This window comes from Pantoea sp. CFCC18177 (assembly GCF_059412425.1).
In genome coordinates, this window is sequence record NZ_JBNBPL010000002.1 from 128,905 (window position 1) to 155,902 (window position 26,998).

At 55.4% G+C, this 26,998-nt stretch carries 27 protein-coding genes; 4 read left to right on the forward strand and 23 right to left on the reverse strand.

Annotated features, from left to right (window positions below; translation table 11 throughout):
- Position 1: 1 nt before the first annotated feature.
- The 14 genes from ACPUC8_RS02650 to ACPUC8_RS02715 all read right to left on the reverse strand — a co-directional run bounded on the left by ACPUC8_RS02650 (position 2) and on the right by ACPUC8_RS02715 (position 13,317).
- A complete protein-coding gene (locus tag ACPUC8_RS02650; RefSeq protein ID WP_494925536.1) occupies positions 2-718 on the reverse strand; it encodes an ABC transporter permease in 717 nt (238 codons plus the stop codon).
- Positions 715-1,401, reverse strand: coding sequence for a histidine ABC transporter permease HisQ (locus ACPUC8_RS02655; RefSeq protein WP_058969419.1), 687 nt, complete (start codon positions 1,399-1,401; stop codon positions 715-717). Before ACPUC8_RS02655 ends, ACPUC8_RS02650 begins: the two co-directional genes overlap by 4 nt.
- A gap of 192 nt (positions 1,402-1,593) precedes the next feature.
- Positions 1,594-2,376 (reverse strand): lysine/arginine/ornithine ABC transporter substrate-binding protein ArgT, encoded by a 783-nt coding sequence (gene argT / locus ACPUC8_RS02660; protein ID WP_039336448.1) that lies wholly within the window; start codon positions 2,374-2,376, stop codon positions 1,594-1,596.
- Positions 2,377-2,651: 275 nt separating this feature from the next.
- Positions 2,652-3,221, reverse strand: a complete 570-nt coding sequence (locus ACPUC8_RS02665) for a UbiX family flavin prenyltransferase (RefSeq protein ID WP_058969421.1) — start codon at positions 3,219-3,221, stop codon at positions 2,652-2,654.
- 114 nt (positions 3,222-3,335) lie between these two features.
- Positions 3,336-4,853, reverse strand: coding sequence for an amidophosphoribosyltransferase (gene purF, locus ACPUC8_RS02670; RefSeq protein WP_039336444.1), 1,518 nt, complete (start codon positions 4,851-4,853; stop codon positions 3,336-3,338).
- A gap of 36 nt (positions 4,854-4,889) precedes the next feature.
- Positions 4,890-5,375: a colicin V production protein gene (gene cvpA, locus ACPUC8_RS02675; protein WP_034825265.1), complete on the reverse strand. Its 486-nt coding sequence runs from the start codon at positions 5,373-5,375 to the stop codon at positions 4,890-4,892.
- A gap of 250 nt (positions 5,376-5,625) precedes the next feature.
- A complete protein-coding gene (gene dedD / locus ACPUC8_RS02680) occupies positions 5,626-6,381 on the reverse strand; it encodes a cell division protein DedD (RefSeq protein WP_494925537.1) in 756 nt (251 codons plus the stop codon).
- The gene (gene folC / locus ACPUC8_RS02685) at positions 6,371-7,636 is read right to left on the reverse strand and encodes a bifunctional tetrahydrofolate synthase/dihydrofolate synthase (RefSeq protein WP_039337190.1); all 1,266 of its coding nucleotides are present in this window, start codon (positions 7,634-7,636) and stop codon (positions 6,371-6,373) included. Before folC ends, dedD begins: the two co-directional genes overlap by 11 nt.
- Before the next feature lie 67 nt (positions 7,637-7,703).
- Positions 7,704-8,612 carry an acetyl-CoA carboxylase, carboxyltransferase subunit beta gene (accD, locus tag ACPUC8_RS02690; RefSeq protein ID WP_039337192.1) on the reverse strand — a complete coding sequence of 303 codons (909 nt, stop codon included), beginning with the start codon at positions 8,610-8,612 and terminating at the stop codon, positions 7,704-7,706.
- Between the two features lie 132 nt (positions 8,613-8,744).
- A complete protein-coding gene (locus ACPUC8_RS02695; RefSeq protein WP_039337194.1) occupies positions 8,745-9,407 on the reverse strand; it encodes a DedA family protein in 663 nt (220 codons plus the stop codon).
- A gap of 29 nt (positions 9,408-9,436) precedes the next feature.
- Positions 9,437-10,243, reverse strand: coding sequence for a tRNA pseudouridine(38-40) synthase TruA (gene truA, locus ACPUC8_RS02700; protein ID WP_064511439.1), 807 nt, complete (start codon positions 10,241-10,243; stop codon positions 9,437-9,439).
- Positions 10,243-11,253 carry an aspartate-semialdehyde dehydrogenase gene (locus tag ACPUC8_RS02705; RefSeq protein ID WP_039337196.1) on the reverse strand — a complete coding sequence of 337 codons (1,011 nt, stop codon included), beginning with the start codon at positions 11,251-11,253 and terminating at the stop codon, positions 10,243-10,245. Before ACPUC8_RS02705 ends, truA begins: the two co-directional genes overlap by 1 nt.
- Positions 11,254-11,355: 102 nt before the next feature.
- Positions 11,356-12,480 carry a 4-phosphoerythronate dehydrogenase PdxB gene (gene pdxB, locus ACPUC8_RS02710; RefSeq protein ID WP_494925538.1) on the reverse strand — a complete coding sequence of 375 codons (1,125 nt, stop codon included), beginning with the start codon at positions 12,478-12,480 and terminating at the stop codon, positions 11,356-11,358.
- A gap of 57 nt (positions 12,481-12,537) precedes the next feature.
- Positions 12,538-13,317, reverse strand: coding sequence for an AraC family transcriptional regulator (locus tag ACPUC8_RS02715; RefSeq protein WP_039337200.1), 780 nt, complete (start codon positions 13,315-13,317; stop codon positions 12,538-12,540).
- A gap of 94 nt (positions 13,318-13,411) precedes the next feature.
- Between ACPUC8_RS02715 and ACPUC8_RS02720 the strand changes: the two genes are divergently transcribed.
- Both ACPUC8_RS02720 and flk read left to right on the forward strand, forming a co-directional pair.
- Positions 13,412-14,317 (forward strand): DMT family transporter, encoded by a 906-nt coding sequence (locus ACPUC8_RS02720; protein WP_494925539.1) that lies wholly within the window; start codon positions 13,412-13,414, stop codon positions 14,315-14,317.
- Between the two features lie 114 nt (positions 14,318-14,431).
- Complete coding sequence (gene flk, locus ACPUC8_RS02725; protein WP_494925540.1) at positions 14,432-15,463, forward strand: flagella biosynthesis regulator Flk; 1,032 nt, start codon at positions 14,432-14,434, stop codon at positions 15,461-15,463.
- 1 nt (position 15,464) lies between these two features.
- Here the strand turns inward: flk and ACPUC8_RS02730 are convergent, their stop codons facing one another.
- The gene (locus tag ACPUC8_RS02730; RefSeq protein WP_494925541.1) at positions 15,465-15,908 is read right to left on the reverse strand and encodes a rhodanese-like domain-containing protein; all 444 of its coding nucleotides are present in this window, start codon (positions 15,906-15,908) and stop codon (positions 15,465-15,467) included.
- 86 nt (positions 15,909-15,994) lie between these two features.
- Here ACPUC8_RS02730 and pdxR point away from each other — a divergent pair, with 86 nt between their 5' ends.
- Positions 15,995-17,431, forward strand: a complete 1,437-nt coding sequence (gene pdxR, locus ACPUC8_RS02735) for a MocR-like pyridoxine biosynthesis transcription factor PdxR (protein ID WP_494925542.1) — start codon at positions 15,995-15,997, stop codon at positions 17,429-17,431.
- Here the strand turns inward: pdxR and ACPUC8_RS02740 are convergent.
- Positions 17,394-18,575 (reverse strand): MFS transporter, encoded by a 1,182-nt coding sequence (locus ACPUC8_RS02740; RefSeq protein ID WP_494925543.1) that lies wholly within the window; start codon positions 18,573-18,575, stop codon positions 17,394-17,396. The genes pdxR and ACPUC8_RS02740 overlap by 38 nt on opposite strands.
- 251 nt (positions 18,576-18,826) lie before the next feature.
- Positions 18,827-20,047, reverse strand: a complete 1,221-nt coding sequence (fabB, locus tag ACPUC8_RS02745; RefSeq protein WP_034825147.1) for a beta-ketoacyl-ACP synthase I — start codon at positions 20,045-20,047, stop codon at positions 18,827-18,829.
- Positions 20,048-20,202: 155 nt separating this feature from the next.
- Here fabB and mnmC point away from each other — a divergent pair, with 155 nt between their 5' ends.
- Positions 20,203-22,215 carry a bifunctional tRNA (5-methylaminomethyl-2-thiouridine)(34)-methyltransferase MnmC2/FAD-dependent 5-carboxymethylaminomethyl-2-thiouridine(34) oxidoreductase MnmC1 gene (gene mnmC / locus ACPUC8_RS02750; protein WP_494925544.1) on the forward strand — a complete coding sequence of 671 codons (2,013 nt, stop codon included), beginning with the start codon at positions 20,203-20,205 and terminating at the stop codon, positions 22,213-22,215.
- A gap of 30 nt (positions 22,216-22,245) precedes the next feature.
- Here mnmC and ACPUC8_RS02755 read toward each other — a convergent pair whose 3' ends face one another.
- The 6 genes from ACPUC8_RS02755 to prmB form a co-directional block, all read right to left on the reverse strand.
- Positions 22,246-22,527: a YfcL family protein gene (locus ACPUC8_RS02755; protein WP_039336069.1), complete on the reverse strand. Its 282-nt coding sequence runs from the start codon at positions 22,525-22,527 to the stop codon at positions 22,246-22,248.
- A gap of 31 nt (positions 22,528-22,558) precedes the next feature.
- Positions 22,559-23,104, reverse strand: a complete 546-nt coding sequence (locus ACPUC8_RS02760) for an elongation factor P hydroxylase (protein WP_494925545.1) — start codon at positions 23,102-23,104, stop codon at positions 22,559-22,561.
- Positions 23,105-23,171: 67 nt separating this feature from the next.
- Positions 23,172-23,969 carry a sulfite exporter TauE/SafE family protein gene (locus ACPUC8_RS02765; protein ID WP_039336065.1) on the reverse strand — a complete coding sequence of 266 codons (798 nt, stop codon included), beginning with the start codon at positions 23,967-23,969 and terminating at the stop codon, positions 23,172-23,174.
- A gap of 132 nt (positions 23,970-24,101) precedes the next feature.
- Positions 24,102-24,926, reverse strand: coding sequence for a penicillin-insensitive murein endopeptidase (mepA, locus tag ACPUC8_RS02770; RefSeq protein ID WP_039336063.1), 825 nt, complete (start codon positions 24,924-24,926; stop codon positions 24,102-24,104).
- Positions 24,927-24,933: 7 nt separating this feature from the next.
- Entirely contained in the window at positions 24,934-26,019 is a 1,086-nt protein-coding gene (aroC, locus tag ACPUC8_RS02775; RefSeq protein WP_039336061.1) for a chorismate synthase, read from the reverse strand.
- 45 nt (positions 26,020-26,064) lie between these two features.
- On the reverse strand, positions 26,065-26,997 hold the full coding sequence (gene prmB, locus ACPUC8_RS02780) for a 50S ribosomal protein L3 N(5)-glutamine methyltransferase (protein WP_039336059.1): 933 nt from the start codon (positions 26,995-26,997) through the stop codon (positions 26,065-26,067).
- Position 26,998: the final 1 nt, after the last annotated feature.

Consider the following 26,998-nt stretch of genomic DNA (forward strand, 5'->3'; position numbering starts at 1 on the left):
CTCAATGCGATGAAGAAGGTTTCACGTGCGCCAGGAAGCGGCGTTCTGCTTTGCGGAACAGGCTAATCAGCACGTAAGAGATAATCAGATACAGCAGCGCAGCGATGCCAAACGCGGTAAACGGCTGGTACGTTGCCGAGTTAATATCACGCGCGATTTTCAGCAGATCCGGCACCGTGGCGGTAAACGCCAGTGCGGTGGAGTGCAGCATCAGGATCACTTCATTACTGTAAGCCGGCAGTGCGGTGCGCAGTGCCGACGGCAGGATAATGCAACGGTACATTTTGAACGGTGAAAAGCCATAAGCACGGGCGGCTTCGATTTCACCGTGCGGCACAGCGCGAATCGCGCCGGCAAAGATTTCAGTGGTATAGGCACAGGTGTTTAAGGTAAAGGCCAGTAGCGTACAGTTCAGACCGCTACGGAAAAAGGCGTTGAGTAACTCCGAACCTTTGACCACTTCCAGCGTGTACATGCCGGAATAGAACACCAGTAACTGTACGTAGAGCGGTGTACCGCGGAAAACATAGGTGAACAGCCAGACAGGTGTCGAAATAAAGCGGTTCGGTGACACACGGGCAATCGCCAGCAGCACCGCCATGGAACCCCCGATCACCACGGAGAGAATCAGCAACCACAGGGTAATGGCGACGCCAGTAAAACGGTAACCATCGGTCCAGAGCAGCTGTTTCCAATACTCTTGAATAATATCGATCATAGCTCTGCCCTTTTCACACCCACCGTGTAGCGACGTTCGAGCCACCACAGCACGCCGTTCGACAGCGTGGTAAACACCAGATAAATCCCCCCCGCGACAATCGCGAAGTAGAACGGCTGCCAGGTACTTTTCCCTGCCAGCTGCGTGGCTTTCACCACGTCTTCCAGCCCCAGCAGCGAAACCAGCGCCGTGGCTTTAAGGATAACTTGCCAGTTATTGCCAATACCCGGCAGCGCGAAACGCATCATCGCCGGGAACAGAATGCGGCGGAAGGTTTGCGAACCGGTGAAACCGAAGGCGGTTGCCGCTTCGATCTGCCCTTTAGGCACGGCGAGAAATGCACCACGGAAGGTTTCGGTGAAGTAAGCGCCGTAAATAAAGCCCAGCGTGATGATACCGGCCACCATCGGGTCAATATCAAACTGATCCATACCTAACGCATCGGTCAGGGTGTTCAATGCGATTTGCAGTCCGTAGAAGATCAGCAGCATCAACACCAGGTCGGGCACCCCACGAATTAACGTGGTGTAGCCTTCGAAAATCATCGCCAGCAGGCGATTACGGGAGAGTTTGGCGCCAGCGCCAATCAAGCCGAGCACTACAGCCAGCACCACCGAGCTGAGTGCCAGCTCAAGGGTCACCAGGGTGCCTTTGAGGATTACTTCAGAATAGCCATACAGCATGGGTTCGATCCTGTCGTGAAGGAAAATAACAAACGCTGCCCAACTAACGGACAGTCCTGACCAGGATGTGAATCACAGGGTAGATGGCGGCAAGCGTATGAACCCCGGGAGTTTACATAAGTAAGCGCCCGGAGTGAATAGTTATGACCAACCCTGCTGTAAATCAATCATCAAGGTCAGAAAACAGGACAATTAATCGCCGTATACGTTGAAATCAAAGTACTTCTTAGCAATTTTGTCGTAGGTACCATCTTTACGCATGGCATCAAACGCTTTATCGATAGCGGCTTTCAAATCGGCATCATCTTTGCGCAGGCCCATACCGGTACCAACACCGAAGATTTTGTCATCTTTCACCGCTGGACCGGCAAACGCATAATCCTTACCGACAGGCTGTTTCAGGAAGCCTTCGCTCGCCTGCACTTCGTCCTGGAAAGCCGCATCAATACGACCCGCATTCAGATCCTGATACACCAGATCCTGGTTCGCGTAAGGAGTGACGGTGACGCCTTTTGGACGCCAGTTTTCATTGGCGTAGGTTTCCTGAGTGGTGCCCTGCAGCAGACCAATGTTTTTGCCCTTCAAGGATTCAATGGTCGGTTGTAAATCTGACCCTTTTTTCGCGACTAAACGCGCGTTAGCTGCATACAGTTTTTCTGAGAAGGCGATCTCTTCCTGACGTTTCTCCGTAATAGAGAGAGAGGAGATGATGGCGTCAATTTTCTTCGCTTTCAGCGAAGGGATCAGCGCATCGAAATCACTTTCAACGTAATTGCATTTGGTATGGATACGCTTACAAATTTCGTTCGCCAGATCGATGTCAAAACCCACTAACTGGCCTTGCGCATTTTTGGATTCAAATGGCGGGTAAGTCGGGTCAGTCCCGATACGCAGCGTTTTCGGTACTGCAGCGAACACGCTCGCAGCGCTGGTCATTGCCAGCAGCAGGGAAAGAGCCAGAACTCGCTTTTTCATAGGTAACCCTCAAGTAAGTGCTTATTGTTATATGGTGCGTGATGTGTGTTTGCGCTGAATGATGTGCAGGTTTCATGCCAGTTATGCAAAACGGCGAAAGCCTGCCCAGGCGCACTAAATACCGCGCCTTTTAGCAGCGCAAGCACCTAGTTTGTGAGGGAAATATAACAGCGGCGTGAGGAAGAAAAAGCGACATTGTTAACTTTTGGTGCACAAGATGCACGAAGAGTGATCGGGCACGCGAATTTGCACACGCTTAGTGCAATATTGCACCATTATGCGCCATGCCAGCGGGTAAACAGGTCTTCTGGAAGCTCAATATCGAACTGATCGATAACGCGGTTGACCGTTTGATCAATCAGATCTTCAATGCGCTGTGGACGATGATAGAAGGCGGGCACCGGTGGCATGATCATCGCCCCCATCTCTGCGGCGGTGGTCATCATGCGCAAATGGCCAAGGTGAAGCGGGGTTTCACGCACGCACAGGACCAGTTTACGCTGCTCTTTAAGCACCACATCCGCTGCTCGCGTCAGCAGACTGTCACTGTAGCTATGCACAATGCCTGACAGCGTTTTCATTGAACAAGGCAGAATCGCCATGCCCAACGTCTTGAACGATCCCGAAGAGATGCTGGCGGCAATATCACGCACATCATGCACTACGTCGGCCAGTGACTGAACATCACGCAGGCTGTAGTCGGTTTCCAGCGTCAGCGTTTGTCGTGCAGCAGGGCTCAGCACCAAATGGGTTTCCACATCGGCCACCGGTTGCAGCACCTGCAACAATCGTACGCCGTAGATCGCGCCGCTGGCGCCGGAAATTCCAATGATGAGTCGTTTCATAATTCAGCCTTGCTATTCAGATTGCGGCAATGATAGCCGCTACCTGAACAAAAATACAAAAACAAACAGGGCGGGATTGCGCCCGCCCTGTTTTATGTGTGCTCCCCGAAGATGTTAACCTTCGTTATGCAGCTCCAGCCCTTCCACTTCATTCTGACGCTGAATCGCTTTCGCATCGTCATTACGCAGTGACTGCAGGTACTCAAGGTACTGCTGATCAACGTCTTTGGTTACGTAGACGCCGTTGAATACCGAGCACTCAAACTGAGCAATATCCGGGTTCTCTTCGCGCACGGCTTCGATAAGATCATCCAGGTCCTGGAAAATCAGGGCGTCAGCTTTGATCAGCTGGCGAATCTCTTCCACTTCACGACCGTGAGCAATCAGTTCCGTGGCGCTCGGCATATCGATGCCGTAGACGTTCGGGAAACGAATTTCCGGTGCCGCTGACGCAAGGTAAACGCGTTTTGCACCCGCTTCACGTGCCATCTCAATGATCTGCTCTGAGGTGGTGCCACGGACAATTGAGTCATCGATCAACAGCACGTTCTTATCACGGAATTCTGCACGGTTGGCGTTCAACTTGCGGCGAATCGCGCTGCGGCGCTGATGCTGACCAGGCATAATGAAGGTGCGGCCAACGTAACGGTTTTTCACAAAGCCCTGACGATAAGGTTTGTCGAGGATGCGAGCGATTTCCAGCGCAGCATCGGTCGAGGTTTCCGGAATCGGGATCACCACATCGATATCCAGGTCTTCCCACTCGCGAGCAATTTTCTCGCCCAGCTTGGTGCCCATGCGCACGCGCGCGCTATAGACAGATACCTTATCCAGGAACGAGTCTGGACGAGCAAAATAAACGTACTCGAACAGGCACGGATTGGTTTTCGGATTCTCAGCACACTGACGTGTAGAGAGCTGACCTTGTTCGGTGATGTACACCGCTTCTCCCGGTGCCACATCGCGAATGAACTCAAAGCCCAGAGTATCCAGCGCGACACTTTCAGAGGCCACCATATATTCGGTGCGGCCATCTTCAATCACACGTTTGCCCAGTACCAGTGGACGAATACCGTTTGGATCGCGGAACGCGACCATACCGTGCCCGATGATCATCGAAACCACTGCGTAAGCGCCGCGCACATGCTGATGCACCGCCGCCACCGCAGCAAAAATGTTGTCAGCTTCCAGCGGGTAATGCTGAAAACGGTCCAGCTCCTGCGCAAAGATATTCAGCAGGATTTCAGAATCAGAGGTGGTGTTAACGTGACGGCGACCCACTTCAAACAGGTGTTTACGCAGCTCGTGCGCATTGGTGAGGTTACCGTTGTGCGCCAGCGTAATACCATAAGGGGAGTTGACATAGAATGGCTGTGCTTCAGAAGCACTGGAGCTGCCCGCCGTTGGGTAGCGAACGTGACCAATCCCGATGTTACCCTGCAAACGCTGCATGTGGCGTGCTTCGAAAACATCGCTCACCAAGCCGTTTGCTTTACGCAGACGAAAACAGTTAAGCGCATCGATGGTACAAATGCCGGCGGCATCTTGCCCGCGGTGCTGCAGCACCGTTAACGCGTCATAGATCGACTGGTTTACTGGCATAAAACCGGTGATACCAACAATACCGCACATGTTGTCATTTCCTCATTGGCCGCACTCCCGGTGGCGTTACCGGGGTATAAAACTGGACGTGCTTTTCAGGTAATCGAAAAACCACCTGATGATGTAACTGAACTGGGGAATGAGTTGCGACTGTTGCCAGTCCGGGCTTTTAGAAAAGCCGGTGAATGTATCGAGGAAGAAGAGCATAGCGGAAACAATCAGCACGCCACGCAACGCCCCGAAACAGACCCCCAACACCCTGTCGGTTCCCGACAAGCCAGTTTTTTCCACCAGCGAGCCGATCACATAGTTCACGATGGCACCCACAATCAGGGTGGCAACGAATAACACCGCGATAGCGATGCCGTTGCGAACCAGTTCGTCGTCAAAACCTGTAAACCAGACTGCAAGGTAGGTGTAGTAATGACTGGCGACAAAAAACGCGCATCCCCAGGTAACGAGAGATAAGGCTTCACGGACAAACCCACGAATCAGGCTGACCAGAGCCGAAAAACCAACTACCGCAATAATGACGTAATCAATCCAGATCATGAACTCTTCCAGCCCAGTGCTTATGCACCCCTGCATCCAGTTCGGGGCGCATTCTAACAGAAAAAGAAAACGTTTGCGTAGGGTTTTCCGGTTCTGCATCCATAAAAAAGGCGATGAAAAAAACTTTCTTCGCCCTGAGTGTCATCAGCGATTTAACTGACTGATATTTAATAATTTTATTGCAACATTTTGGCAAGCAGTGAATGCTTTACCGCGCCTTTTACTGCTATCGGCGCGGCTTATCAAGCCATTAACGCGTACCATACGGTTTAATCACACCACCGAGGCCTGAAATGCTTTGTAGCTCGCTCAGTGAACTCTGAAGCTTCGCTTTTGACGCATCCGGTCCCACGTAAATTCGGGTGATTTGTCCCTGCACCGGCGTTGACGGCACGGTAAAGGCGCGATAGCCCGAGAGACGCAGCTGCGCCACGATCTCGCTCACCTTGGCCGCATTCTTCAGCGCGCCGAGTTGCACCACATACGCTTGGCCTGCAGGCGCCGCTTCCGGCTCACTCTGCTTCGGCGTTTCAACCGCTTTCGGCTGCTCAACCGGCTTCGGTTGCTCTACCGGTTTCGGTTTTACCTGCTCGACAGGTTTTGGCTTCGGCTGTTCTACTGGCTTCGGCTTGGGTTGTTCAATCGGTTTGGGCTTCGGTTGCTCAACCGGCTTCACCTGCTGATGCACCGGCGGTGGCGTCACCAGCGTCGGCTCACTGTTCTGCGCAGGCTGGGCACTGCCGTTGCTGGCATTACCCGTGGCTTTCGCATTCTCCGGATTCTGTGCCGCACCGGCGCCTTCTGGCGGTTGCGCAGGCAACGGTTGCGTGACCGGCGGTACCATTTCGCTGTCTTGCTGATCGTCAGGTTTGGGCACCAGCGGGATCGCCGCAAACTCTTCCTTGTAGTGTTTTTTCTTGCCGTCCAACAGGCCCGGCAACACAATGACGCCAATCGCAACCAGAATAACGGTCCCGACTAAGCGATTTTGAAACTTACTTGCCACTGCCGTTCTCCGCTGCCATCGATTCCATAACCTGTGCGACGGTGTGGAAAGATCCGCACACCAGAATCACATCCTCAGGCGCTGCTTGCAGGCGCGCTGCTTGCCATGCCGCATCCACATGCGTGAACGCTTTACCTGCATCAAGATGCGCAATCAACTCATCGGCTGTTGCACCGCGTGGACCATCAAGTGGCGCGCAGTACCAGCTGTCCACCTGTGGCGACAATGCCGCCAGGGTGCCAGCGATATCTTTGTCGTGCAGCATGCCGACCACCGCCAGGACTTTCCCGCGCTTTGGCAGTTCAGCCAACCGTGAAGCCAGATAATAAGCGGCATGTGGATTGTGCGCCACATCGAGGATCACGCGCGGTGATTCGCTCACGGTCTGGAAGCGGCCCGGCAAAATCGCTAATGGCAGATGTTCGCGGATCACTGCCTCACTGACATTCAGACCAGAGGCGCGTAACGCCGTCAGTGCCGTTGCCGCGTTAGGCAGCGGTACCTGTGGCAATGGCAGGTCGCGCAACTCACCGTGCGCATCCTGTAGCGTCCAGCTGTTTTCCTGTTTTTGCCACTGCCAGTCGCGATTGATTTGCAGCAGCTGTGCGCCCTTCTCTGCGGCCACCTCTGCAATGGTGTGCGGCATATCAGGCTCACCCACTACCGCAGGCTTACCAGCGCGGAACACACCCGCTTTTTCACGTCCGATACTCTCGCGATCCGGCCCCAGCCAGTCAGTGTGATCCAGGGCAATACTGGTGATAACCGCAACATCAGCATCGACAATATTGGTGGCATCCAGACGTCCGCCCAGCCCGACTTCCAGGATCACCACATCAAGGTTGGCATCGCGAAACAGATTGAGTGCCGACAGCGTACCAAATTCGAAATAGGTCAGCGAAGTGTCACCGCGCCCGGCTTCGATGCTGGCGAAACTGGCGCTGTGCAGCGCTTCATCCAGCTCAGCTCCCTGCACACGTACACGCTCGGTGTAGCGCACCAGATGCGGCGAACTGTAAACACCCACACGGTATCCCGCGGCCATCAACAAGGTTTCCAGCGTACGACAGGTGGTGCCTTTGCCGTTAGTGCCGGCGACGGTGAAGATAAACGGAGCGGGTTTGAGTAAATCGAGGCGTGCAGCAACGCGTTGAATACGGTCCAGACCCAGTTCGATGGCCTGCGAATGAAGATGTTCTAGATAATGAAGCCACGTGGCCAAAGGCGACGTGGCTTGGGGAAGAGTCTTGTCCATGTGTCCCGTTAACTGATTGACGGTGCATTGGTGAAAAGGCGCATAGATGCGCCTTTTCGTTGCCTGATCAGGCCTCGTTGCTCTCCGGCTCAGCCGTCGTTGGCTGATCACCATCCTGCAGCGGCGCTGGCAGGTTCATCATTTTCGCCAGCAGGCTTGCCAGCTTAAAGCGCATTTCCGGACGACGGATGATCATGTCGATCGCGCCTTTCTCAATCAGGAACTCACTGCGCTGGAAGCCCGGCGGCAGTTTTTCGCGCACGGTCTGCTCAATGACGCGTGGACCCGCAAAGCCGATCAGGGCTTTCGGTTCTGCGACGTTCAGATCGCCTAACATCGCGAAGCTGGCTGAAACACCGCCCATGGTTGGGTCAGTCAGCACGGAGATGTACGGCAAGCCGCGCTCCTGCATTTTCGCCAAGGCTGCGCTGGTTTTCGCCATCTGCATCAGCGACTGTAACGCTTCCTGCATACGCGCACCGCCACTGGCTGAGAAGCAAATCAGTGGGCAGTTATCTTCCAGTGCTTGTTCAACGCCACGCACAAAGCGCGCGCCAACCACAGAACCCATCGAGCCGCCCATAAAGGAGAACTCGAAAGCTACAGCCACCACCGGCATACCATGCAGTGTGCCTTTCATGGTGATCAATGCATCTTTTTCACCGGTATCTTTCTGCGCGGCAACCAGACGATCTTTGTACTTCTTAGAATCGCGGAACTTCAGCAGATCCTTCGGTTCCAGCTCGCTGCCTAACTCAACCAGAGAACCTTCGTCCAGCATGCTGTGCAAACGCTCACGGGCGTGCATACGCATGTGGTGGTCGCACTTCGGGCAGACCTCAAGGTTACGCTCCAGCTCGGCGCGGTACAGCACCTGGCCGCAGCTATCGCATTTGGTCCAGACCCCTTCCGGGATACTGGCTTTGCGCGTTGGCGTGGTGGTGCTTTTATTCAGTATGCGTTCAATCCAGCTCATTGATGACCTTTCTGTTTAATGCTGACCTGGTCCAGTCTTCTTGTGGCTGCCGAAATCACCTTCAGCAGGCCGTAAATGTCGCTCATTAAACCACAACCCGTTCTCGCTGTGGACAAAAATCTGGTAACAGGCTTACTGTGGCTTCTGCTGACGCGCCTGGCGGCGATGACGCCACACTTCAATCACGCCTGGCAGTATTGAGACCACAATAATGCCCACAATCAGCAGCTTCAGGTTCTCTTGCACCACCGGCAAGTCGCCAAACAGGTAACCGGCGTAGGAGAAGAGCAGTACCCATAGCAGCGCACCCGTTACGTTGAAGAGCGCGAAGTGGCGATAAGACATGTGTCCCATCCCTGCCACAAAGGGGGCAAAGGTTCGCACGATTGGTACAAAGCGCGCAAGTATAATGGTTTTGCCACCGTGGCGATCGTAGAACGCGTGGGTTTTATCCAGGTAGCTACGACGGAAAATTTTTGAGTTCGGGTTACTGAACAGCTTCTCACCGAACAACCGACCAATAGTGTAGTTCACCGCATCGCCGAGGATGGCGGCGATCACCAGCAGCGTCACCATTAAATGCACATTGAGATCGTTGCCCGGCAGTGCGGCCAAGGCACCGGCCACAAACAGCAGGGAATCCCCTGGCAGGAAAGGCGTGACCACTAAGCCGGTTTCACAGAACAGAATCAGGAACAGAATGGCGTAAATCCAGATGCCGTACTGCGCCACGAGTTCGGCTAAATGCACATCAATATGCAGAATAAAATCAATAACGAAGTGGATAAACTCCATACGGCTCCCCTACATCCTTCAATTAACAGTTAATCCGCGAGGAACAAGGGTCCCAGCGCAGGCTGAGGTAACGCAAAATGGGATGGATAATCCACCGCCACCAAATACAACCCTTCTGCTTTAGCGGTTGCTGCCGCAAGAGTGCGATCTTTTGCTGCCAGCAACTCAGCCATCCAATTCTCAGGCTTGTTGCCACAACCAATTTCCATCAGGCTGCCGACGATATTGCGCACCATGTGATGCACAAAGGCGTTGGCTTTGATATCGACAATCACATACGGCCCCTGACGCGTGACGTTGAGGTGCATCACATTGCGCCACGGTGTGCGTGACTGGCACTGCACGGCTCGGAACGAGGTGAAATCGTTCTCGCCGATCAAACACTGCCCTGCACGCTGCATTTTTTCTGCATCCAGCGGATGATAAAAATGGGTGATACCGTTGCCCAGAATCGCAGGGCGCAGCCGCTGGTTGAAAATCACGTAGCGATAGCGACGCGCAGTGGCACTGAAACGCGCGTGGAACTCATCGGGCACTTCTTTGACCCAACGCACCGCAATGTCATCCGGCAAATTGGCGTTGGCGCCCAGCGTCCAGGCACCGTCAGCACGCTGAGAGGTGGTTTCAAAATGCACCACCTGCCCGGTTCCATGCACACCCGCATCGGTGCGTCCGGCGCAGAATACGACCACCGGATGATTCGCCACTTTCGACAGCGCTTTTTCTAACTTTTCCTGCACGCTGCGCACTTCATTCTGTCGCTGCCAACCGTAATAACGGCTGCCATCGTACTCAATGCCTAACGCCAGCTTAATGGTCTTAGCTTCAGACAACATTAATAGAAATACTCCTGCACCAATTTCTCAGCGGTTTTCACGGCCATCAATGCGCCGCCGAAGCGGATGTTGTCCGCCACTGACCAGAACTGCAGCAGTTCAGGCACGCCGTAATCGTTACGAACGTTGCCAATGCTCAGTGCATCGCTGCCCGATGCATCGCTGACCGGGGTTGGGTACTCACCGTCTTCGCTCAAATTGATGTCTTCAGCGCGGGCCAGCTCGTCACGTGCTTCTTCTGCTGACAGTGGGCGCAGATTTTCGATGTGCACCAGCTGTGCGCTACCGTAGAACACCGGTGCCTGCACGCTGCTGACCGCAATCGGTAAACCTTCGTCCTGCAACACTTTACGCACCTGATCCACCAGTCGACGTTCACTCTCTACGCTGCCATTGTTGTCTGCCAACTGTGGCAACAAGTTGAACGCCAGCTGGCGGCCAAAGTAGTGTTCATCAGCGGGGATGCCGTTCAGCAAACGCGCGCTCTCACCGGCCAGGCCATCAACCGCAGCTTTACCATGGCTGGAGACAGACATCAGGTTGGTGACCTGTAAACGGCTTAAACCGGCGCTATCCACCAGCGGTTTGATCGCGCTCAGCAACTGACTGACCAGCGCATCTGCCACTGTCACAATATTACGATTGCGATAGTCGGCCAGCACCTGCGGATTGACATCCGGCACCACCAGCGGCACATCCGGCTCCAGCGCGAACAGGTCGCTGCTGTCGATCACCAGACAACCCTGGCTCGCGGCTTCATCCGCATAACGTGCTGAGGCTTCACGCCCAGCAGCGAAAAATGCCAGCTGTGCCTGGGTCCAGTCGAACTCGGCGGCATCCTGCACCCGCAGGGTACGACCATCAAAACGCACACTCTCACCGGCGCTGTTTTCACTCGCCAGCAGATGCAATTCACCAACCGGGAACTGGCGTTCTGCCAGCAATTCCAGTACAGCGTTCCCTACTGCGCCTGTTGCGCCCAGTAGCGCGATATTCCAGCCGTCAGACATGTTGGTTTACTCCAGACAATGACACAAAAAATTGAGGCGGTGACATCACCGCCTGACATTTAAGACTTTTCCCGCGCGAAAACGCAGGGGATTGATTTAACTTTACAAACTGGCGCGAAAACCGAGTTTTTCCAGCATGGCAGCCGCGTCGGCGTCATCGCATTTCACCTGCAGCGAGGACCACTCACGGCGCTCTTCATACTGCTTGCGCAGGCGGTCAAATTCACCTGGCTGCGCGGCCACTTTTCGTAGTGGGGCATCATCGCGGCGCACATCATACACCAGATGCACCAGTCGTTTCAGCGTAGGCTGATCGAGCTTACCGTGCAGCGTGAGGGTGCCAAACTCGGGTGCAGGCAGCAGACTCTCCAGCGCCACCTGTTGGGGCTGGCCGATAAAGTCACACCAGGCTTCGAATACCTGCGTGGTTCCGCGCGCTTTCCCTTCCAGGGTATAGCCTGCAATATGGGCCGTGGCGATATCCACTTTATCCAGCAGATCCAGATTCAGATCCGGCTCTGGCTCCCACACATCCAGCACCACGCTCAGATCGCTGCGCAGCTTGAGCACTTCCAATAAGGCGGCGTTATCCACCACCGGGCCACGACAGGCGTTGATCAGGATGGTGTTCGGTTTTAACGCCATCAACAGCGCCATGTCCGCCAGATGCCAGCTTTTGTAGGGACCATCTTTAAACAGTGGCGTGTGGAACGTCAGGATATCGGCCTGTGCCACCACTTCATCAAGCGAATGGAAATCTTCCTGATCGCCACGATCGGCACGCGGCGGATCGCACAGCAAAGTTTTCACGCCCCAGGCGGCAAGACGTTTTTGCAAGCGCCCACCGACATTCCCGACGCCGACAATGCCGACGGTACGATCGCGCAACTCGAAACCATCACGCTCAGCCAACAGCAGTAAAGAAGAGAACACATACTCCACTACGGCAATGGCGTTGCAGCCCGGCGCGGCAGAGAAGGCAATGCCCGCCGCCGCCAGCGATGCGTCATCAATATGGTCAGTGCCTGCCGTCGCAGTACCGACAAACTTCACCGGCGTGCCCGCCAGCAGTGCCGCATTGACTTTGGTGACGGAACGCACCATCAGTCCGCTGGCATCCTGTAATTCCGCTTCCGGTAATGGTCGACCCGGTACCGCCAGCACATCACCAGTACGGCTGAACAGTTCACGGGCGTAAGGCATATTTTCATCGACGAGAATTTTCACTGCGGCGGTCCTGTCATATTGAAATAAACGGGGCGTATTTTGTCACAAAGTCCGGGATTAGCCTAACCGGCTGCGATAGCGATCGGGCGTAGTCCCCGCCTGCTGTTGAAACATCACTATCAGCGCGGATGCCGAACTGTAACCGAGTTCATGTGCGATCCCCTGCACGCTACAACCTTGCTCAAGAAGCGCAATCGCGCGCAGAAAACGTAAACGCTGCCGCCATTCGCTGAACGACATGTTCAGTTGCTGTTGGCAACGCCGCGCCAGCGTACGCTCGGTGGTAAATACGCGCTTCGCCCATTGTGCCAGCGTGGTGTTATCGCCGGGGTTATCCTCCAGCGCGCGGAGAATCGGCGCGAGAAATTTGTCATCCGATAACGGTAAATAACTGGTGTGCACGGGCGCTAAACCCAGGCGATCGATCAGTACCTCGCACAATCGCCAGTCGGCTTCGGTCTGAGGCTGTTCCAGCGAGCGCCGTGCAAAGTCGTTCATAATGGCGTGCACAATAGCATCGACGTTAAGCAAACAGGCTTTTGCCGGCAGGTCATGGCAAAGTTCAGCGGCAATGTTCAAGGTGCGAAAATGCGCGGTGTCATGGTTATAGCTACTGTGGCGATGGGTCGGTGGGATCCAGATCGGCATATCTGAAGGGGCTAACAAGCGCTCACCCTCCACTTCTATCTCCATGACGTGGCGGGTGACAAAAATCACCTGCCCCCAGTCGTGAGCATGTGGAAGATACTCGGTCTTCGCACTGGCTTCGTCATAACGCATAAAGAAGCGCAGCATCGGTGCATCAATGGGCGCCTGATACTCGATCTGTAAATTCATTCTGTCCGGTCATTAACGAATATTGTCCGATTTTAACTATCTGGTTTAAACCGGTCAAACGTAAACTATTCGCAATTATTTCAGGAGCCGTACGATGAATTTACTCTTCCCGCTAATTGCGGTGTTGATCTGGTCGATCAACACCATCGTCAGCAAACTCTCTGCCGGGAGCATCGATCCTGCCGCCATTTCATTCTATCGCTGGTTGCTGGCGCTGGTGGTGTTGGCACCGTTCTGCTTGCCCGGTGTCTGGCGTCATCGACAGACCATTCGTGCGAATGTGTGGCGTTTACTGATCCTCGGCCTGCTGGGCATGGTGCTATATCAGAGTCTTGCCTACTATGCGGCGCACAGCGTGTCAGCGGTAATGATGGGTATTCTGGGTGCCACCATCCCTCTTTTAACCATCTTGCTCAGTGTGTTCGTGCTGCGCCTCGCGCCAACGCGTGGGATTTTGATCGGCGGCCTGCTGTCATTTGTCGGACTGGTGTGGCTGGTCAGTGAAGGCAATCCTGCCCAGCTGCTGAATCAACGTCTCGGCAACGGGGAGTTAATGATGCTGGCGGCCTCTACTTCGTACGCGCTCTATGGCGTACTCACCAAGCGCTGGGCGATCCCGCTGCCCACCTGGCAGAGCCTCTATGTACAGATTTTCTTTGGCGTGTTGCTGCTATTGCCGGGATTCCTGCATGCACCAGACGTCACGCTGAATATGCATAATATTCCGCTGGTGCTGTTTGCAGGGCTGTTTGCTTCCATTGTCGCGCCATTCCTGTGGATCCTTGGCGTACAACGGCTCGGTGCCAGCACCACCAGCATCTTTATGAATTTCGTACCGGCTTTTACTGCGATTATCGCCGTGCTGTTCCTGCATGAACAGTTGCATGCCTATCACTGGGTGGGCGGCGGCATGACGTTAGTCGGCGTGATTCTGGCGCAACGCCTGAAAACCCCGCTGCGCAAGCCGCGTGAAGCCACAATTCCCGATACCGCTGCCTGATTTTATTGTCCTGAAAGGCCGCAGCCCCCGTGGATTTCCCGGGGGCTTTTGTTATCATATGGCCTCTTTTTTCCGGCGCACCCGGATCTGACCTCGTTTTTCAAGGATTCCGCCATGCAACCTCTCAGCGGTCCCGGTGTGCCTGCGGGCGATCGTTCAACGCTCACTAACGCAACTGGCCCAACACGTCCTGGCGGACCGGCGGGCGAACAGCCTCTCTCCCCTGCTCAGCGCACGACGCTGGAACGTCTGATTGTTCGCATCATGTCTCTCAGCACACTGAAAGCGCCGGAGCTGTGGGCAGGCGTGCGCCACGAAGTGGGCGTGAAGAACGATGCAGAGCTGCAATCGCGTCATTTCCCTGCCGCTGAACAGCATCTGAATGGACGTTTAACGCAGGTGCAGAACAGCCTGGCCACGCGCCAGTTATTGCAGCAGCTGTTAGAAAAACTGCCGCAGGGCAATAATCGTCAGGCCGTCAGTGACTTCATTCGCCAGCAATTTAACCAAACTGTGTTAAGTGCGCTGTCGCAGGATCAACTGCGTCAGGTGTTGACGATGCTGCAAAATGGCCAGATGGCGATCCCACAGCCTCAGCAGACGCGCGTCTCGGATCGCACCTTGCTGCCGGCTGAACAGCAGTCACTCAATCAGCAGGTCACACGCCTTGCCGCGACCACCGGCGAGTCGCCCGTTAAACTGCTGGCTGATACCTTAAAACTGGTCAATCTAAAAAGTGGCGATCCCATTCCCTCACGCCACTTCCCACTGCTGACCCAGTATCTTCAGGTGCGTCAGACGCTGAGCCAGCACCATGCGCCGACGCTGCAATTGCTCGAAAGCTCGCTGAAACAGCCGCTGACCCACGACGAACAACGAATGCTGGAGGACTACAGCCAGCAGCGTTTCCAGGCCACACCGCAGACGGTACTGACCCCGGCACAAGCGCAAGATCTGCTCAATGTGCTGTTCAGTCGCCGCGTAGAGAAGACGCTGGAGCAATCGCACGCCCCCAGCGAATTACGCCCCCAGCCCATCTGGTCACCTTGGGTTGAAATGCTGCCGAGACCGTTGGCCCAGCGTCCGGCATTAACATTAATCCTCGGACTGGCGCTGTTTTTCTTTTTGCTGTGGCTGTTGCTGTAACTTAACAGCCGCAGTGTACGCCGGGAGTGGCTTGCGGCCATTCACCCGGTGCCGCGCCCCACGTCAACGGGTGCCCATCGCGCTTCCAGAAATCCAACCCGCCGATCAGCTCCTTGACCTGAAAACCCAGTGACGCCAGTTTCAGTGCGGCTTTGGTCGATCCATTACAGCCAATGCCATCGCAATAGGTGATGTAAACCTTGCTGCGATCCAGCTGCGCAGTCGATTCGGCATTCATGGTGCGATGGGGAAATGAGATCGCCCCCGTGATATGCCCCGCCTGATAAACCTCCTCGGAGCGTGCATCAATCACCACGATAGCCGATATACCTAAAGCCAAATCTTCTGCCAGATCCCAGGCATCGGTGTAATAACTCAGTTTGTACTGCAAATAGGCCAGGCTTTCTGCCGGGCTGGCTGCGGGAAAATGTAATACCGATGACATCGTATTCTCCTGTTGTGATTTTCCCTCAGTCTACGGCAAAGTGGTCTGTAACCTGATACCACTTTATCGATGATGACAAGACCACAATGAGCCTCTCTTTTTTGGCGCTGTTTAACCTGCAGTTGCAAGGCGGATTGCGCGAGCGTGTGTGCAATACGCTGCGTCAGGCGATCGCCCATGGCCATTTACATCATCAGCAGAAGTTACCCTCCAGCCGCCAGCTGGCGTTGGATCTATCGCTATCCCGCGTCACGGTGGAAAGCGCCTATGCGCAATTAGAGAGTGAAGGTTATTTGGAGAGGCGGGCCGGCAGCGGCACCTTTGTGTCGATCGCTATGCCGGTGCGGCAGAGATCTTCAACTTCAATCAACTCGCCACGCTTCTCGCAACGTGGGGATCGCGTTCTGGTGACCGGCGGTTGCCAGGATCCCCCCTTCCCTTATGCTTTTGCCGCCGGTTCACCGGAGTTACGCGCCTTTCCGCATGAACAATGGCGACGCATTAGCAACAGTGTTCAACGCCAGTTCGGGAGTCAGTTAATGGGTTATGGCGACCCGTTAGGATACCCGCCGCTCCGTCAGGCGGTGGCCGATTATCTGGCCCTGTCACGCGGAGTGCGCTGCACCGCTGAACAGGTGGTGATGTTGACCAGTTCGCAGCAGGCATTGCAGCTGTTGGCTTTGATGTTTCTCGATAATGATGATGAGGTGTGGCTGGAAGAGCCCGGCTATCCTGGCGCGCGTAATGCCTTTCTGGCTGCGGGTGCGCGCTGCCGTGCCATGCCGCTGGATAGCGAAGGTGCCGTGCCGCTAAGCGGGCATGCCAAACTGGTCTATCTGACGCCTGCGCATCATTACCCCACCGGCACGCCGATGAGCCTGGCCCGCCGTCTTCACTGGCTGGCCTGGGCGCGCCAGCAGCAAAGCTGGTTGATTGAAGATGATTATGACAGTGAATTTCATTATGAGGATCGTCCAGCCCCGGCGCTTCAGGGGTTAGAGAACGACAGCCGGGTGATCTGCCTTGGCACCTTTTCCAAAACGCTTTTCCCCTCATTGCGGTTGGCGTGGATGGTAGTGCCACCGCAGTTGGTGGATGCACTGGGTCGTGCACGCAGCGTGATGGATGGACACAGCGCACTGTTACCGCAGGCGATCACCGCCGAATTTATGCAGCAGGGCCATTTTGCCAGCCATCTGCGGTTGATGCGCCAGCTCTATCACAGCCGCCGCGACCGTCTGCTGGATCAAATCCATTCACGGCTGCAGCCGTGGCTGACACCCTGGCATGCGGCCGGTGGCCTGCAATTGACCGTCACTTTGAATCAAGGTGATGAAGCACGATTGACACAGCAGGCCAGTGAGGTGGGGTTGTTGTTACCACGCCTGTCGCCGTTATATGCAGGGGATACAAAACAAGCCGGCTGGCTGCTCGGCTTTGCGGCACTGACGCCCGGCGAGATTGTCAGTGCCTGCGATAAGCTGGTCAGGCTGTTGTCGCGCTACGCGCAAACGCCCAGGTAACCAAAATGCCCAATGCCGCGCAGCAGGCACCGGCCAGATAGACTGAGCCATAGCCCAGCGCGGTCGCCAGCAGACCGGTGAGCGGACCGCTGGCACCATAAGCGATATCCTGAAAGGCGGAGAATCCACCCAGTGCTGTGCCGCGAATCTGCGGGGAGACGCGTTTAATCACTTCGACACCCAATGCCGGGAAGATCAGCGAGCAGCCGCAGCCGGTCAGTGCCGCGCCGACCAGCGCCATCCAGCCAGAGGTCGCACACGCCAGCACCAGCAAACCCAGGGTTTCCACCAACAGCGACACCATCGCCACGCGCACGCCACCGTGACGATCGGGCAAGCCGCCAAAAAATACCCGCACCAGCACAAAGGCACAGCCAAATGCCGTCAGGGCAAAACCGGCGTTGCCCCAGTTCTCAGCGGCAAAGTAGAGCGAGGTGAAAGTGCCGATGACCGCGAATCCGGTACCTTGCAGTGCCAGCGCCATACCCGGTTGGAAAATGGTTTTTACCACGCTGAACAGTGAAGGCCGATCCCCGCCGACCACCGGGACTTTGCTCACCCAGCTGTTGATCGCCAACGAGAGCAAAGGAAGCAGAAGCGCCACAAGACCCAACGCCGCAAAACCGCCGTGTTGATTGATGAGTAAGCCCAGCGGTGCGCCAGCTGCCAGCGATCCATAAATCGCCATGCCGTTCCACGACATCACCAATCCAGAGCGTTTGCTTCCAACCAATCCCATACCCCAGGTGAGATTGCCGGTCAGCAGCAGGCTCTCGCCAAAACCCAGTAATAAGCGCCCAACCGCTAACAGACCAAATTTGGCCCAGGGAGACACCGGCAACAATGCCGCCGCCAAATAGGCGACACCGACCAGCGCAATGGCAATCATCCCGTGCTGTGTGGTGAGCTTGGCACCGTGCTGATCGGCGCGACGGCCCGCAAAGCTGCGCGTCAGCAGGGTAGCGAAGAACTGAATCCCCACCGCCACGCCGACCATCAGGTTACTCATGCCCAACTGCTGATGGACATACAGCGGGATCACCGGCAAGGCCAACCCGGCAGTAAGATAAGTGAGGAATACCGCAAAAGAGATGCAGCCTAAAGGCAGCACGGATTGCGTCTGCGTATCAGCAGCCGTGGTCATGATGGTATGAACTCCTTGTTCAGGGCGTGCGCAATAGGTTCGTTGGCTGCTCGCAGCAAAAACGGGTGATTTGATTCACAATATGCGCAAACGATTATTTTGTTTCAGGTAAGAACGAAGAGTGTAGGCAAGCGAGGGGATAAATGTCAAAAACAACAAGGGCCGGATTGACCGGCCCTTGATACTGAGCATGTTATGCACGAAATACTTCAACTCGCAGGCAGGCTGCAGGTCGAAATATGACGAGTATTTTATGCTGGCAGTTTACGCATCGTCAGCGTGGCGTTAGTGCCACCGAAACCGAAGCTGTTGGACATCACGGTGGTCAGCGCTTTTTCAGTTGGCTGAGTCACGATGTTCAGGCCCTTACCGGCTTCATCAATCTCTTCGATGTTGATGCTTGGCGCGATGAAGCTGTGTTCCAGCATTAACAGGGTGTAGATGGCTTCCTGCACGCCCGCCGCACCCAGTGAGTGACCGGTCATGGCTTTGGTGGCAGAGATGTACGGAGAGTTGTCACCGAACACTTCGCGAATCGCACCCAGCTCTTTCACATCGCCGACTGGCGTGGAAGTGCCATGGGTGTTGAGGTAATCGATTGGGGTATCAACGCCCTGCATCGCCATCTTCATGCAGCGCACTGCGCCTTCGCCTGAAGGAGCAACCATGTCCGCACCGTCAGAGGTCGCGCCGTAGCCCACGATTTCTGCATAGATGTGTGCGCCACGCGCCAGAGCATGTTCCAGCTCTTCAACAACAACCATACCGCCGCCGCCAGCGATCACGAAACCATCACGGTTTGCATCGTAAGTACGTGACGCTTTTTCTGGCGTTTCGTTGTATTTGGTGGACAGTGCGCCCATCGCGTCGAACTCGCAGGCCATTTCCCAGCTCAGCTCTTCGCCGCCGCCAGCAAACACGATGTCCTGTTTGCCCAGTTGGATCTGCTCAACGGCATTACCAATACAGTGTGCGGAAGTCGCACAAGCAGAGCTGATCGAGTAGTTCACACCGTGGATTTTGAACGGTGTGGCCAGGCAAGCTGACACACCAGAACCCATGGCTTTGGTCACCACATAAGGACCGACCGCTTTCAGACCGCGTGGACCGCGCATCGCATCAGCACCGAATACCTGGTAACGCGGAGAACCACCGCCTGAACCGGCAATCAGACCCACACGTGGGTTGTTCTGATACTGCTCATCAGTCAGACCGGAATCCTGGATGGCTTCAGCCATGGACAGATAAGCGTAGATTGAAGCATCACTCATGAAACGCACGATTTTGCGATCGATGAGCCCGTTGGTATCCAGTTTGACGTTGCCCCATACGTGGCTGCGCATACCGATATCTCTCATCTCTTCAGAGAAAGTGATCCCGGAACGGCCTTCACGCAGAGAAGCCAGCACTTCTTGCTGGTTATTACCAATGCTGGAAACAATACCCAGGCCAGTAATCACTGCACGTTTCATTCAATAGTCCTCATTCCACTTCTTTTGGATTGACGTGCACTCTAGCTTACAGTTGTAAGCCGAACAAGTCCGATCAGCCATTTCCTTTTGTAAATTTGCGTCATGTGACCACACTCGCTAAAATCGCGCCACTGCCTGAAAAACGAGCCTTTCCCGTGAAGTTATCCCCGGTTGAACACGCGCAATTAAACTGGAATGATCAGGGTACACCTGTTTCCCGAGCATTCGACGACGTCTACTTCTCCAACGACAACGGGCTGGAAGAGACGCGCTATGTGTTCCTTGATGGCAACCAGATTCCACTCCGTTTTGCCGAACATTTGCGCGATATTTTTATTGTCGCCGAAAGCGGTTTTGGGACTGGTCTTAACTTTTTGACCCTGTGGCAAGCCTTTGACCGCTTCTGCCACGCGCATCCAGATGCCACACTGAAGCGCCTGCACTTTATTAGCTGCGAAAAATTCCCACTCACGCAAAGCGATCTCGTGGCTGCCCATGCACACTGGCCTGAGCTGGCGCCTTGGGCCGAACAGCTACAACAGCAATGGCCACAAGCGTTACCGGGTTGCCAGCGCATATTGTTCAACGGCGGTAAAGTCACGCTCGATCTCTGGCTCGGAGATATTAACGCGCTAATTAATACCTTTGATGACAGTCTTAATGGGCAAGTTGACGCGTGGTTTTTAGATGGCTTCGCACCGGCAAAAAACCCTGAGATGTGGACCCCCGAGCTGTTCGCTGCCATGGCGCGCCTCGCCCGACCGGGTGGGACACTGGCGACATTTACAGCAACCGGTTTCGTGCGGCGTGGGTTGCAGGAAGCGGGTTTCACCGTGGCCAAACGCAAAGGGTTTGGCCACAAACGTGAAATGTTAACCGGGGTGATGGATCAGAGCATTCCCCTGCCCCACAGCCAGCCGTGGTACGCCCGCCCTGCGGCTAACAGCCAGGAGGCCGCGCTGATTGGCGGGGGTGTCGCCAGCGCCGTGTTAGCTCTAGCGCTGTTACGCCGAGGCTGGAAAGTGACCCTTTATTGCGCAGATGCGGCTCCCGCTTTGGGCGCTTCGGGTAATCGTCAGGGAGCACTCTATCCGCTGCTCAATCAACATGATCCAGCTCTTGCCACCTTCTTCCCTGCTGCGTTCACCTTTGCCCGCCGTTTGTACGATCAACTGCCGGTGATGTTTGAGCATGACTGGAGCGGCGTGTTGCAACTTGGCTGGGACAGTAAAAGCGCAGAGAAAATTGCGCAGATGCTGCAGATGGCACTGCCACAGGAAGTCGCGCGGGGAGTGACTAAAGAAGAAGCGGAACAACTGGCAGGCGTGGCGACCGGAAGTGGCGGTATTTTCTACCCGCAAGGCGGCTGGCTCTCTCCTTCTCAACTCACCAGCAATTTGCTTGAACATGCGCAAACACTGGGCTTACGCGTGCACTGGCTGCATCAGGTCACAAAGATGGAGCGTGCAGAGGATGGTTGGACGTTGCAGTTCAGCGAGCAACCGGCGGTCAAACATCAGCAAGTGGTATTGGCGAATGGACATGCGCTACTGGAGATGGAACAGAGCAAAGAACTGCCAGTGTATGCCGTGTCAGGTCAGGTGAGCCACGTGCCGACCCATCCCGCCTTGGCCGCGTTAAAAACCGTGCTGTGCTACGACGGCTATCTCACGCCGGTCAGCCCTGATTTTAATACCCACTGTATCGGTGCCAGCTATCATCGTGGTGATACCGCCACCACCTTCCGCACTGACGATCAGCAGGAAAATCGTCAGCGACTGATTAACTGTTTACCCGATGCTGACTGGCCGTTGCTGGTGGATATCCGTGATAACGAGGCGCGTGTCGGTGTGCGTTGTGCCACGCGTGACCATTTGCCGATGAGTGGCAGCGCGCCCGATTACCCCGCCACCCTTGCGCAGTATGCCAACCTGCCTGAGCAGCGTGCACAGGGTGACACCATCACTGAAGCGCCAGTGCATACCGGGTTGTTTGTGCTAGGGGCGTTAGGTTCGCGGGGTTTATGCAGCGCACCGCTGGCCGCAGAAGTGCTGGCTGCGCAGATGAGTGGCGAACCCCAACCGCTGGATGCGGCGACGCTGGCGGCGATGAATCCCAATCGCTACTGGGTGAGGAAACTGCTGAAAGGAAAAAAAGCCGGGCGGTAACCGAACGGGGCGAGTAATCGCCCCGTTTGTTTATGCAGGCTGGCGCGCCTGCAGGAATAAGTTGTCCCACATCCCTATCACCAGCGCTTGATCGCGTGGTGACAACTCGCCTGCCGCAATCGCTTTTTGCAGGCTATTGGTAACGTGAATTTGCAGGGCTTCAGGGGTATGTTCGCCGCTGATTTCAATCTCAGCCACCGCCAGGGTCAGATGACCACGCAGATAGCCACCGGCAAACAGCTCGTCGTCGCTGGCATGATCGACCATATCGTCAATCAGAGCCAGAATGCGTGATTCAAATTCTACGATCATCTTTTCTATCCTTTATTAGTCGCCAGACGAATCACAGATCTTCCGGCCAGGGAAAATGTGCCGCCGTCAGCGCAGGCGTACCGTAATAGCTGGCTAACGCATCAATAAAACGCGCCGGACGTGCCGGGATGCCCTGCTCAAAATAGTGCATGACCTGAGCATGGACCTTACGCTGAAACGCGATGCGATCCGGCTCACAATCCCCTTCGAGGTTGTCACAGCTGACATTGAAGGGAAAGCCCGCCGCAACACAGAATAACCACTCCAGCGCCTGTGGTTTCACTTCCACCGACTCGAACTGGCTCTGCGTCTGCGCATCACGTCCGTCTGGGCAATACCAGTAACCAAAATCCACCAACTTACGACGAGCTTCACCCGCAATACACCAGTGGGAAATCTCGTGGAGTGCGCTGGCATAGAAGCCATGGGCAAACACCACGCGGTTCCACGGCGATTCCTCATCCGCTGGAAGATAAATAGGTTCGTCGTCGCCTTTAATTAGACGGGTCTGAAAGTCTTCAGCAAAGCAGCCATCAAAGATATCCACCAGCTGCTGATAATGATGTTCTGTACTCATAATATTTTAATCTTTAAAAAAACTGTAGCCATTGTCGCATTGGTAGCCGGTCTTGACGAGTGTTGGTTCACAGGGTCGCCATCCACGCCAGCAGCGCGCTGCCGTGACTATCCCATAACAGTTTAGCGCTCATCACTGCGGAGACGGTGACCACCATCGGGCGTATAAGTTTCTGACCGCGGCTCAGCACCAGCCTTGCGCCAAGGCGCGCACCACAAAACGCGCCAATCAGCATGATCGCGCCGGTGCCCCACACCACTTTCCCGCCGAACATAAAGAACAGTAGGCTCGCAAAGTTGGAAGTGAAATTTAAGACTTTGGCGTGGGCAGTGGCTTTTGCCAGATTGAATCCGCACAGTGTCACAAACGCCAATGCATAGAATGAACCGGCGCCCGGCCCGAAAAAGCCGTCGTAGAATCCCACACAGCCGCCGCCCACCAGCGCATAGGCGAAACCCTGCAGACGATGTTCACGATCGGATTCACCCAAGCGTGGCATCAGCAGGAACCATAAACCGATGCTGATCAACAGAATAGGTAGAATCTGGCGCAACACATCGGCCTGGATGTGTTGAATCAATACCGTGCCGCAGACCGCGCCAATAAAGGTCATGGCGATATTGAGCCGCTGTTCACGCAGTTTCACCGCGCCGCGACGCACAAAGTAGAGGCTGGCAGAGAAAGAACCGCCTACTGACTGTAATTTATTGGTGGCTAACGCCTGCGCCGGTGAGAGCCCGGCAGCCAGTAACGAGGGAACGGTGAGCAAACCACCGCCACCGGCGATGGAGTCAATAAACGCCGCCAGCACCGCAACCAGAAATAGCACGCCCAGCACGAGTGGGCTTACAACGAAGAAATCCATTTTTGTCTCATATATAACTTTAAAATTCTCGTTGCAGCCAATGCACCAGCGGCGTGAAGAACCAAGTTTTCAGTCGTATGACCTTGATAATTCGCTTTGCAGCCAACGCACCTGCGGCGTGAAGAATCAAGGCTAGAGCAAATGACGATCCAGTAATGCCTGACACGACGGCGGCAACGGCGGCGGCGTCTTCTTCACCGGTGGCGTGCTGCCAGGTTTTTTCGGCAAGAACCAGCTATCCAGCTCCGCACCACAACCGTCGCCCGGTGGTGGTGCCGCCTGATCTTCGCACTCCAGGCTGCCAGCCGGACAGCGCAGACGCACGTGCATATGTGCACGATGGGCAAACCACGGTCGCACTTTGTTCAGCCAGGCACGATCGCTACCCGCATCAGCACAAAGCTGCTTTTTGATCGCCGGATTAACGAAGATGCGCGTGACTTCATCATCTTTGGCGGCCAGTTTAATCAGGCTATCAATTTGCGGCTGCCAGTGACGCGCAATCACCTGCTTATCATCCGGGGCCACCAGATCGAGCGGTTGCGGCTTCAACAACTGCTGTGCAGTCCAACGGGTTTGCGGCAGTTGCAGCCAGATATCGACATCCAGGCCGGTTTGATGGCTGGCGTGACCACTGCTGAAACGCCCACCTGCAGCCATGCCCATATCGCCAATTAACACTTGCCCCAACTGCAACTGGTGCACCTGGTTGCTGAGACGCTGAATAAAGGCGATAAGATCCGGATGACCATAATAGCGACGCTGATCCTGACGCATCACCTGATAGTTCGGCGCATTAAGCGGCAGCTGTTGTGCACCGATAATACAGCCGTTAGCAAAACCACCAATCGACTGCGGGCTACCGGCGATCGGCTGATGAATTTGCTGCCAGGGCGTGGCAGCAAAGGCGGCCGCACTGCACAACAGCGCGGCAACGGTGATGAGCAGGCGGCGCATCAATGGCTTACCAGCGCGGTACTGTGCTGTTGACGTCACCGTTCTGCGCACGCTGGCGCAACAGGTGGTCCATCAACACAATCGCCATCATCGCTTCCGCGATCGGCACCGCACGGATACCGACGCAAGGATCGTGACGACCTTTAGTGATCATCTCGACTTCTTCGCCATCACGGGTAATGGTTTTCCCCGGAACGGTGATGCTGGAAGTGGGTTTCATCGCCAGATTAGCGCTGATGGTTTGCCCACTGCTGATCCCACCGAGGATGCCGCCCGCATGGTTACTCTGGAAGCCATCGGCACGAATTTCATCGCGGTGCTGGCTGCCACGCTGGTTGATCACCGCGAAACCGTCGCCGATCTCTACGCCTTTCACCGCGTTAATGCTCATCAGCGCGTGGGCCAAATCGGCATCCAGTCGATCGAACACCGGCTCACCCAGTCCTGGCGGGACGTTTTCCGCCATCACCGTTACCTTGGCACCGATCGAGTCACCTTCTTTCTTCAGGCCACGCATCAGTTCGTCGAGCGCTTCCAGTTTTGATGCATCCGGGCAGAAGAACGGGTTCTCCTCCACGATGCTCCAGTCTTTCAACTCACAGGCCACATCACCAATCTGCGCCAGATAGCCGCGCACCTGAATACCATGCTTCATCTGCAGATATTTTTTGGCAATCGCCCCTGCTGCCACGCGCATCGCAGTCTCACGAGCAGATGAACGGCCGCCTCCACGGTAGTCGCGCATGCCATATTTCTGCTCGTAGGTGTAATCCGCATGCCCCGGACGGAACAGATCTTTGATGGCGCTGTAATCCTGCGAACGCTGGTCGGTATTCTCAATCAGCAAGCCGATGGAGGTGCCCGTCGTGACGCCCTCAAACACACCGGACAAAATTTTCACCTGATCTGGCTCACGACGCTGCGTGGTATAGCGCGAGGTGCCCGGGCGGCGGCGATCGAGATCGTGCTGAATATCGGCTTCAGTCAGCGGAATGCCAGGTGGCACACCGTCAACAATGCAGCCCAGCGCAATACCATGCGACTCGCCAAAGGTGGTTACGCGAAAAACGTGTCCGATGCTGTTTCCGGCCATTGTGGTTCCTTGTTGCGATGTTGCGGGCGAGCGCTCGCCCCGATTTTAGTCTTTATAGAAAGAGAAATGATGCTGTGCCGCGACAATCTGCTCGCGCGTCAGCATGAATACGCCGTCACCGCCGTTATCAAATTCCAGCCAGGTGAAAGGCACATCCGGATACTGTTCAATCATGTGCACCATGCTGTTGCCCACTTCACAAATCAGCACGCCTTGCTCGCTGAGATAATCCGGGGCGCAAGAGAGAATACGGCGCACCAGTTTCAAACCATCGCTGCCCGCAGCTAAGCCCAGTTCCGGCTCATGGCGATATTCGTTTGGCAGGTCGTCCATATCTTCCGCATCCACATACGGCGGATTAGTGACGATCAGATCATATTTCACCTGTGGCAGACCACGGAACAGATCCGCACGAATCGGCGTGACATGATGCATCAGGCCATGTTCTTCAATATTCTGCTCGGCCACGGCCAGGGCATCGGTAGAAATATCCACCGCATCCACTTCTGCTTCCGGGAAGGCGTAAGCACAGGCAATCGCAATGCAGCCGCTGCCGGTGCACATGTCGAGAATGTGGTGGGGTTGCTGGCTAATCAGCCCGGCAAAACGGTTTTCGATCAGCTCACCAATCGGTGAACGCGGCACTAATACGCGCTCGTCGACATAGAACTCATGGCCGCAGAACCAGGCTTTGTTGGTGAGGTAGGCCACCGGAATACGCTCGTTAACGCGACGAATCACGCGTTCAACAATGCGATGACGCTCACTGGCGGTGAGACGTGCGTGGCGCATATCTTCGGGAATATCCAGCGGCAGCCACAGCGTCGGCAGAACCAGTTGGACTGCTTCGTCCCAGGGATTATCCGTGCCGTGGCCGTACCAAATGCCTGCCGCCGAAAAACGGCTGACAGCCCAGCGCAGCATATCCTGAATGGTGTGCAGTTCACTCACTGCCTCATCGACGAAAATCTTGTCCACG